The 10203-nt window shown below is 49.4% G+C and carries 7 protein-coding genes and 1 tRNA gene; 2 read left to right on the forward strand and 6 right to left on the reverse strand.

Translation table 11 applies throughout. The features are described from left to right. From ACO6UY_RS23125 to ACO6UY_RS23150, 6 genes are all read right to left on the reverse strand, one after another. The coding region (locus ACO6UY_RS23125) for a translation initiation factor IF-2 associated domain-containing protein (RefSeq protein ID WP_422491436.1) at nt 1-493 on the reverse strand (493 nt) is incomplete at its 3' end. 26 nt (nt 494-519) lie between these two features. After that, nucleotides 520-2013: a transcription termination factor NusA gene (gene nusA / locus ACO6UY_RS23130; RefSeq protein ID WP_269672643.1), complete on the reverse strand. Its 1494-nt coding sequence runs from the start codon at nt 2011-2013 to the stop codon at nt 520-522. 253 nt (nt 2014-2266) lie between these two features. After that, nucleotides 2267-2725, reverse strand: a complete 459-nt coding sequence (gene rimP / locus ACO6UY_RS23135; protein WP_101746603.1) for a ribosome maturation factor RimP — start codon at nt 2723-2725, stop codon at nt 2267-2269. A gap of 133 nt (nt 2726-2858) precedes the next feature. Continuing rightward, nucleotides 2859-2935 (reverse strand) — tRNA-Met (locus tag ACO6UY_RS23140). Between the two features lie 260 nt (nt 2936-3195). Continuing rightward, a complete protein-coding gene (locus tag ACO6UY_RS23145) occupies nt 3196-3975 on the reverse strand; it encodes a hypothetical protein (protein WP_422447443.1) in 780 nt (259 codons plus the stop codon). A 595-nt stretch (nt 3976-4570) separates the two neighbouring features. After that, nucleotides 4571-5638, reverse strand: coding sequence for a hypothetical protein (locus ACO6UY_RS23150; protein WP_422461906.1), 1068 nt, complete (start codon nt 5636-5638; stop codon nt 4571-4573). Between the two features lie 101 nt (nt 5639-5739). On the opposite strand from ACO6UY_RS23150, the gene ACO6UY_RS23155 reads away from it, so the two are divergent. Together ACO6UY_RS23155 and ACO6UY_RS23160 are read left to right on the forward strand one after the other, a co-directional pair. Next, complete coding sequence (locus ACO6UY_RS23155) at nt 5740-8655, forward strand: UvrD-helicase domain-containing protein (protein WP_422468143.1); 2916 nt, start codon at nt 5740-5742, stop codon at nt 8653-8655. Between the two features lie 188 nt (nt 8656-8843). Next, nucleotides 8844-10097, forward strand: a complete 1254-nt coding sequence (locus tag ACO6UY_RS23160; protein WP_422447449.1) for a glycosyltransferase — start codon at nt 8844-8846, stop codon at nt 10095-10097. The last annotated feature ends 106 nt before the right edge of the window (nt 10098-10203 follow it).

Below are 10203 nucleotides of genomic sequence, written 5' to 3' on the forward strand. Positions count from 1 at the left end.
GCTCACCGGAACGGGAGCCACGGTCATCGCTGCGCGCGCCGCGTTCATCTTTCTGGCCACGATCATCCCGGCGTGGGCTGCGATCATCTTTACGCTGACCACGGTCATCCCGACGCTGGCCACGCTCTTCCTGCTTTTCAGGACGGGCCGCCGCTTCATCCGCTTTTGGTGTTTCTTCAGCGGCTTCGCGCTTGACGTAAGTGCGCTTTTTACGTACTTCTACGTTAACCACTTTGTTTTTGCCGGAACTGCCACCAGACACTTTCATGCGGCTGACCGTCTTACGCTTCAGCGTAATCCTGGTCGGCTCAGAACCGGTACCGGCATCACCATGAGTTCGCTTCAGGTGGGCCAGCAGCTGCTGTTTTTCTGCATCGGACACAGACTCTTTGGCGCTGCTTTTGGTGAGACCAGCGTCTTTCATCTGCTGCAACAACCGCTCCACTGGAGCGCCGACCACTGCTGCGAGTTGCTCTACGGTTACATCTGCCATTCACACTTCTCCTCTCAGTGGCCCGCTCAGTTACCCGCTTCTTCAAACCACGGTTTCCGCGCCGTCATGATCAGCTCACCAGCCCGATCTTCATCCATTCCGTCAATATCCAGAAGGTCATCGATCGATTGTTCAGCCAGGTCTTCCATCGTAACGACACCGCGACTGGCCAGCTCATAGGCCAGTTGCTGCTCCATACCTTCCATATTCAGAAGGTCATCAGCAGGCTGGGTACCATCGAGCTTTTCTTCCTGGGCAATGGCCTGAGTCAATAACTGATCCTTGGCCCTTGAGCGCAACTGTTCAACGATATCTTCATCAAAGCCTTCAATGGCCAACATCTCCTCAAGAGGGACGTATGCAATCTCTTCCATGGAGGTAAAACCTTCTGCCACCAGTAGTCCAGCCAGATCATCATCAACATCCAGCTTTTCCCTGAAGGTCTGAACCACACGACCCGCTTCCTGCTGCTGTTTGGCAGCGGCGTCCTCTTCGGTCATGACGTTCAGGATCCAGCCCGTCAGTTCACTGGCAAGGCGGACATTCTGGCCACCACGGCCAATAGCCTGAGCCAGATTATCTTCACTGACCGCAATATCCATCGTGCCCTTGTCTTCATCGACAACGATTGAAGCCACTTCGGCCGGCTGCATGGCATTAATCACGTACTGCACCGGGTTGTCATCGTAAAGCACGATATCAACACGCTCATTGCCCAGTTCACCGGAGACCGCCTGAACACGGGCACCACGCATACCGACACAGGCACCGACCGGATCAATCCGGCCATCATTGGTTTTCACGGCAATCTTGGCCCGTGAACCCGGATCTCTGGCAGCACCTTTGATCTCAATCACTTCTTCTGAAATTTCAGGAACTTCAATACGGAACAGCTCAATCAGCATCGCGGGCGCTGTTCTTGACAGCATCAACTGCGGACCACGCCCCTCAGTGGACACTTCATGGAGCAGGGCCCGAACATGGGCGCTCATTCTGAAGTTCTCGCGGGGCAATACCTGATCTTTCTTTAAAACCGCCTCAGCGTTATTGCCAAGATCAACAATAATGCTGTCACGGGTTGTCTTCTTGACGGTACCGGAAATCAGGGTGCCCATTTTGTCTCGGTACTGCTCAACCATCTGCAGGCGCTCGGCTTCACGCACCTTCTGGACAATCACCTGCTTGGCTGTCTGAGCGGCAATACGGCCAAAGCCTACCGACTCAACCGGTTCTTCCCAGATACCACCAATTTCAAGAGACTCGTCGTGCTCCTTGCCTTCATCCAGAGTCAGATGCATGCCGGGAAACTCAAAATCCTCGTCAGCGACCACAGTCCAGCGACGGAATGTATCGTATTCCCCATTAGCCCGGTTGATCGCAACCCGGATATCCACTTCGGTTTCGTACCGTTTTTTGGTCGCTGTCGCCAGAGCGGTTTCCAACGCCTCAAAGATGACCTCGGGCGGTACTCCCTTCTCATTGGATACGGACTCTACGACCAACAGAATCTCTTTACTCATGCTCTGCCTCGCCTATGCTGAACCAGTCCATGCCTATGGAGCCTGCCGGACTCACTTCTGACCTGCGGAGAAAAGCCTGATCTGGTCACAATCCATGCTGCTTTTCGTCAAATAGCCCTGCTATTCCCCTCAAATCAGCATGAAAAATGTCTCAAATCAGGCTTTTCTCGCTCTGGTCAGCCAAGTCCGACAGGCTCCTGCCAACACATCCCTGGCTGCTAAACCGGGATATCCGCCCGGCCTGAAGGATAATTCAGTCGAACTGTGGTATCACCTGCGCCTTATCGATGCTTTCGATTGGCAACAGAAGCTCATGGCCATCGGCCTCTATAACGACATCCTGATCTTCAATTCCCTTGATGATGCCCCGATACTTTCTGCGCCCTTCAAAAGGCACTCTCAGGCGTATACTGACCGTATGGCCAGTCATCATCTCGTACTGCTCAAGCCGGAACAGCGGCCTGTCCAATCCCGGAGAAGATACTTCCAGGGTATATTCGTCCGCAATTGGGTCTTCTACATCCATAACGGCACTCACCTGACGGCTGACCTTTTCGCAATCTTCCAGGGTGATGCCATCTTCTGCGTCGATATAGACCCGAAGCAGCGAATTCCGCCCACGGGAAACAAACTCAATACCCCAGAGACGGTAATCAAGCGACTCCACGATCGGCTCGATAAGTGTCTCCAGCTGCGACTGCTTACCTGCCACGACTGAATACCTGCCAAAAAAACAAAAAAAGGGCTATAAAGCCCCATATATTCGCACAATGACCAGAACGGCCATCACACATCAATTACTCGCTACCTAACAAAAAACCCCGCAAAGGGGGTTTTTCAGGATTTGGTAGCGGGGGCTGGATTCGAACCAACGACCTTCGGGTTATGAGCCCGACGAGCTACCAGGCTGCTCCACCCCGCATCAAATTGTTCATCAGTATACTTCGGCAAGAGCCAGCTGACAACCTCTCCCCAATATCAAATACACTGACCCTGAAGCAAAGAATCAGCACTGAATTTGACTCACTAATCGTTACAAAAGCTGGCTACAAAACAGTAATGGTAAAGCTCTACACCACAAAAAACCGCTCTATTATCTACCTTTTCCCAGTGCTGTCAACTTGCCCGAAGCACTCCCTGCCATGGCTGGAGAATTTTACCGATTCATCAGATTATCGCTGATCAGGGGTAAAACCGGAGCGGTGCCCGCAATGATGGTTGTGGTTGTTGTGGTACTGAACTTTCCTGAACAGGAAAACTGTCTTTCACATTGGAAAATTTGTTGTTTGTATCATCTTTTGGACCTTTACCGCCTTTCTTCATTAACCCTTGATCATCATGCTCACAGCCTTGTCTTGTTTCACCGCTGTAGGCCCCCCCCCGTCCTGCGGCTGCATACTCTGCATTACGCCTGTCCACAGACACTGATCGTTGATTACCAAGTGAAGTATTGGATTTAAGACTGCCGGGATGGGTTTCCAGATATTCCTTATTGAGACAACCCTGCAAGAATGACTGGTGTTCACCGAGGGTTGTAAAAATTGTTCCCAGAATTTTTTCCTTAGTCAAACCAAAATGGTCAGGATTTTTGTATTTTTTTTCTAACATCTGAACTAATGTCTCGGCTCTACGTTTGCGTGTACGTATTGCTCTTAATTCCTGCATTTCATCCTCCTTAATAACATCCTCCTGATATAAGTAGTTCCAGTATTTGTCTGGCATAAGATTATCTTTGAGATACTCAATTTTACCTTTTTGATACCAGTGATCTTCAATTGACGGTTTATCCCACTCCGAGGTAACTTTACCTGCCGAAGCAAGGCTGGTTTGAGAAACAAAATCAAAAGTGCCGGAGCCTGAAAAATGAGCAGCAGGGCCAGGTATATTGGGGATAAATGACTCACTATCAGTCTCCCGGGGTTGCACAACAGGGCCAACCACTCCTGGCTGGAGAGAAGCCACCTGCCTGCACATCCGGGAGAATGTGCCAGAGGCGTTGTTTTCATCAGGACTATCGGGGCGCTGAGGTCTTGCCGGGTTATTCAAATCGTTCAAATTACAACCGGCATACACATTTACTGGATCCATCGTTTTAACTACTACACATATAAACAACTACTTTAACCGGGTGATTGCCAGCAAAAGGAGGAGGTTGGACAGATCAAAGATATTCCTGCGAATAACCTGTCCACAGGAGCCATCTTCGAATTAGCGAATAAAGCATTAGTCAACAATTGCTACATAAAGTTCCCGACGGTAAACATATATCATGACCAAATGGTCAGAAACCAATAGCGACAATCCAAAACAGCTTGCTCAAAACGCTCTTCAGAAGGCGGAGTTGGTATTAAGTAGCTAACCATATGAAATCACATATTTCTGACTCCTTGTTCAGGCACTCCCGGCAACCGCTCCTGCGTTGCTCTAGCTCCTGCATCCATGCAGTCGTGCTTCGTTACAACTCCGGTCACATAGCTACGGCTATGCTCCCTCCGTTGTGCCTCGCATAGCACCTGCCCAAGTAGCCAGAAATATGTGATTCCATATGGCCAGCTACTTACTTTATCAGTACACACAAAACCAATAGGGCCATTGCCATCATCCCCAGGGCAACGATTAATCCGGACAAAAGTTCCGAAGCCGAAGGGCTGGCGAAAGAGACCGAGCCACGAAGACCTGTAAAGGCTTCCAGAACGGTAATAAGAAGAAAGAATAAAAACAAAGCGGTTAACAGCTTGATGCTCCAAAGCCCAATCCGGAATTTTCTGAACATAACAACACCGGAATCACTGCCTTTGCCACAAAAGCAAGTGCCATTGAAAAAGCAGGGATGCTTCCCCGGGCTCTCGCATTGCCTTCCCGGCCCGTCTGCCAAGCATCGGCCAGAGCATCCCTCAGGGCAGTCCATTACCTGACCATATACATGGTCACCACAGGACAGGTCACAGTATGCTCGGTGTAGCGGATCATATTGGGAGTGTGCCCCATGCCGGGCTGGGTGATTGGCGCAGTTGGCATAGTAGTCAAGACATAACTGAAAGAAGACCAGATCACTGTCCGGAAAAATGGCTTTACCGCCGACAATCTTACCGTGACCAACTTGCCAGGCTGTCTCTTTCCTGACTGTTTTTTTTGTGGCTTTCCAGAACCGCCTTTTTCTGGCAACTGCCGGGAACCCTTGCATGATCCTGCCAGTCTGCCCAAAAACAACCAGACCACCCATCGTTTGAGGATAGTGGCTGTTGAATGGTGGTCGATGAGCCGGGTAACTGTTCGGCCAGTAGCGCCTGCGAAGCTTATGAGGACGGAATAAAAAAGGATGAAATAAAAAAGGGCGAATAACACTCTGCAGAGGATATATACGACGAGACCTTAATGACCGGTGAACAATCTCATTCTGCCCGGGCAGTTCCCTATTGTTATCCTGCTCACCCTGCCTGGCAGGAAGCGCCAGAGACCGGCCACGCCCTTTATAACGCGCAATTGCAAACCCGGTAAAGCCACCCCGTTTGCCAATAACGGAAAACCCGAAAGAATGGCCCTGCCCTGAACGGTCAATTCCGTCAACCGCATAAAACCCAGACAGGATTTCTGATTTACCACCAACACCAATCGAATTAGACATCTCTGAACAATTGCTGGCCAACGGCCACCCATTCATAATACTGGCATCATCAGAGCATTCGACGCTCGCAAAAGCACAGCAGGTTTTCTACCCTATTGCCCATGAATATACTTTTATACAACGATCTCAATGCAGACCAGATACCCGGCTTTGCCAAAGTTCGCAAAGCCCTTGAGAACAATAATTTCCAGCAGGCGGATGTGCGCAAGATCGGGGATAACCTTTACCGCGCACGGCTGAACCGTAACGATCGGCTGTTATTCTCCCTGCACCGGTACAATGGCGAGCCCTACTGCCTGATTCTGGAGTATATCCGCAATCACGCCTATGAAAAGTCCCGATTCCTGGAACGGGGCGTAACCATTGATGAGGAAAAAATTCCGCCGATTGAGGCTGCGGAAACTGAGTCCTCACCAGAACTGACTTATCTCAATACCGACCACGACCGCTTTAACCTGCTGGACAAGATAATCTCCTTCGATGGTGAACAGCAGTCCGTTTATCAGCTGCCGCCGCCCCTGGTGATTATCGGCAGCGCCGGTAGCGGCAAAACCGCCCTGACCCTGGAGAAAATGAAGCAAGCGACGGGCGACGTACTATACGTCAGTCACTCCCCCTTTCTGGTACAAAGCGCCCGTAATCTTTACTACGCTCACCAGTACGATAATGAAGAACAGAATGTGGAATTTCTCTCCTTTCGGGAGTTCCTGGAAAGCATTCGGGTACCCGCCGGTCGGGAAGTAACGCTGAAAGACTTTGAAGGCTGGTTCCAGCGCCATAAGGGCAACAGCAAACAGAAAGACCCTCATAAACTCTTTGAGGAGTTCCGGGGCGTGCTGACCGGCCCTTCTACCGAATCACCCTGGCTCTCCCGTGATGAGTACCTGAAGCTGGGGGTGAAACAATCCATCTTCAGTGAAGAAGAGCGTTCGGGCGTTTACGACCTGTTCGATAAATACCGGCAGTTCCTGGAAAAGGAACAGTTATACGACACTAACATTATCAGCCACCGCTACCTGGCCAGCGCCGAACCCCAATACGACTTTATCGTGGTGGACGAGGTGCAGGACATTACCAACATTCAGCTCTACCTGATACTGAAGACCCTCAGGTATCCGGGCCACTTTATCCTCTGTGGTGACTCCAACCAGATTGTCCACCCGAACTTTTTCTCCTGGTCCAAGGTCAAGACCCTGTTTTTCGAGCAGCAGGGCCTGACCGGTGAGGGTGAGATAATCCGGATACTCCAATCCAATTACCGTAATGCGCCGGTGATCACCCATATTGCCAACCGGATTCTGAAACTGAAGCACGCCCGCTTTGGCTCCATCGACAAAGAGAGCAACTACCTGGTCGACAGCATTGGCGAACACCGGGGACAGTTGCAGTTGCTGGCCAACAGCCAAAAGGTCAAACAGGATCTGGACAGCAAAACCGCCCGCTCCACCCGCTTTGCCGTGCTGGTGATGCACCCGGACCAGAAAGCCGCCGCCCGCCAGTGGTTTAATACGCCGCTGGTCTTCTCCATCCAGGAGGCCAAGGGGCTGGAATACGACAATATCATTCTTTACAACTTTATCAGCGATGAAGAAAAGAGCTTCCGGGATATTGCTTCGGGTGTAGACCCCGCCGCGTTGGAAAAAGAGACACTGGAATATGCCAGGGCGAAAAACAAACAGGACAAATCCCTGGAGGTCTACAAGTTCTATATCAACGCCCTCTACGTTGCCATTACCCGGGCGGTGAGCAACCTCTACATTATCGAGGCCAACCAGAAGCATCCGTTAATGCGGCTACTGGACCTGGAACGATTTACCGGTGACCTGCAGATGGATAAGCAGGACTCCAGCCTGGATGAGTGGCAGAAAGAGGCCCGCAAGCTGGAACTGCAGGGCAAGCAGGAACAGGCCGATGAGATCCGCAGCCGGATACTGCAGCAAAAGCCGGTACCCTGGCCGGTACTCGATCGCACCGCCTTCATGGAACTGCAGAAAGAAGCCACAAGCGGCAATAACAGGAAAAAGCAGCTGCTGGCTCTGGAATACGCCCTGATCCACTGGCATCGCCCCATGCTCAACCAGTTGCTCACCAGCGGCTTTAAACCCGCCACACAGACGGAAGAAAAAGCGGTCAAACAACTGCACCAAAAGCACTACATGACCTACGACCTCAATAACCCCGGCAGTGTACTGCGCGACACAGAGAAATACGGCATCGACCACCGCACCATCTTCAACCTGACCCCGTTGATGGTTGCCGCCCGTCTTGGCAATGCTGGCCTGGTCAGGGAACTGATGGAGCGCGGTGCCAACCCGGATCTGTCTGGCAGCCATGGTCTCAACGCCCTGCAGATGGCACTGGAACAGGCACTGATGGATGAGCGCTATGCCCGCCATAAACTGGCACCGGTCTACAGCAACCTGGAACCGGACAGCCTGTCCATCCAGACCCAAGGCCGTTTGATCAAGCTGGACAAGCGCCTGATGGGACTGTTTGTACTGAACCTGATGTTTGCCATGTTTTATCGCAAACTGGGCGAACTGGCAGGCAGAGGCGAGGGTTTCTCGGCCAAAGACATTACCGAATGGGTGCAAACCCTGCCGGACGAGGTCTTACCGGAACGTCGGAAAAAGCAGAGCTACATCAGCAGTATTCTCTCCGGCAATGAGGTCGATCGGGATGCACCCTATAACCGCAGGCTATTCAAACGCATCCGTCGAGGCCATTACATTATCAACCCCGGCATGAAACTTCGCCAAGGCGAGGAATGGGTCGCTGTGCACGACCTGTTAAACCCGGAAGACCTGGGTTTCAGACCAAGCTGGATGAACCTGAGCAAAGAGGATCAGCTGATCTTTAAACATCGTTTTGAACAATTCGACCAGAACCGCAGGCAAAATCTGACGGCCTATTGTGAGTACATTGGAAAACTGCAAGAACAGGCAGAGAAAGAACTGGAAGAACGCCGGGTGAAGTCCCGGCTGGACATCCAAAGTGAGGAACTTATCTCCGGATAGGTGTTTTATCGCCTGTGATCTGCTGTACGTTACCCGCACAACCAGAACAGGTTTTGCGGGTAGTGCTCTTTTCTCATTCGAACTTATGGAACTTTTTCTTGACCACACACTCTAAGCTGATTACTAGTTAGAATTTAACAATTTTAATTCTTTGTGATCAAAGGATTTAATTAGTTAAACGGAGTTTTATGAACATTTCTTCCACTCAAGCTTTACCTACAAAAAACTTTATCGAAGAGTTAATACTAAAAGATTCTGAAATAAAGAGTGCATATCAAGAATTTACAAGTCAAACACATGGAGAATTAATTCCAAGAAACCATTTTTTTGAATGGGTTGGTAAGAAAACTCTCCCTGAGAGACAGGTACAAATAGTTCACCATTTTAAGAGCCTTGGAAAGTTCAATGATTTTCATGTTTGCGTTCTGACTGATAAACCAATGAAATTTATTGCTGCAGAATCAAAATGTGATGGTATATCCGGGACGGTGGAAATCATCACCGTCGACAAACTGAATGAAGACTTTTATAAAGCATTAAAAGATTCTAATGAGCCTGACTGCGATAAGCTCTATAAAGACTTTGTTAACATTACGCAACTACACAACGTAGGACTGGAAAATCAAGCATTACGAAGTGATTATTATCGGCTAGCGCTCCTCTATACATACGGCGGCATTCATAGTGATATAAATATACCTTTAAAGGAACTTGACTCATCGGCAAGTGCATTACAATATCCACTCATTCCACTTAGGGGAAAGAATGGTCTACTAATACGCACTATTGATATGCCATTTGCTGGATCTGACGGGACAATTCCCCATTGGGATAACTCCCTCATCGCTTCCCAAAAAAACAATCAGATTGTTCTTTCCATGATTAAACATATGCTTAATCTAGAGAATAAGCTGAAAGATATACTAATAGAAAACTCAAATAAAAGTGAGTTTAAAAAGACCCTGTCTTTACACGATGCAATGCGATTATGGCAATGCAAGGAAGAATATTATATCAAAGCATCTATTGAACTTACTAAAAATGCATACAGAATTGCATATCCTGATATAACTGAAGAAGCTTTAAACTCTTTGGCATCTCAAGTAAAAGATAATTTAGTTCCAGCTTTGAAATCCACAGAACATGCAGTAGCTAAACAACAGGGTCTTTTAACTGCCAGGCATTGTATTGTCTCAAGAATGTTAGGGGGCGGTACTGACGCACTAACTCCTATAATTAGAAAAAAGTTAAGTAGAGGAAAGTTAATTAGAGAACAAATTAAAGAAGTAGAAGACTTCGCTAAATCTTTAAGCTTTCCATTACCAGACGATCAGCCATCTTACGCAAATATTAAGCCATTACACGATGGGCGTAACCACAAGGGACTTTGCAGCTGGTATGGTCAATCAAACCCTCATTATGTCGATGATAGCAACATCTGACACTCCCCGCCCTATCGGGCGAGGGTTCTTAGATCGCTCCAAGAACCTTCCTGCTTCAACACGCCTTCCCTAGATAGCGGTTTTTAAGCCGCTATCCCCGTTCCAG

The sequence above is a fragment of the Endozoicomonas sp. ALE010 genome (assembly GCF_049310165.1).
Lineage (GTDB): Bacteria > Pseudomonadota > Gammaproteobacteria > Pseudomonadales > Endozoicomonadaceae > Endozoicomonas.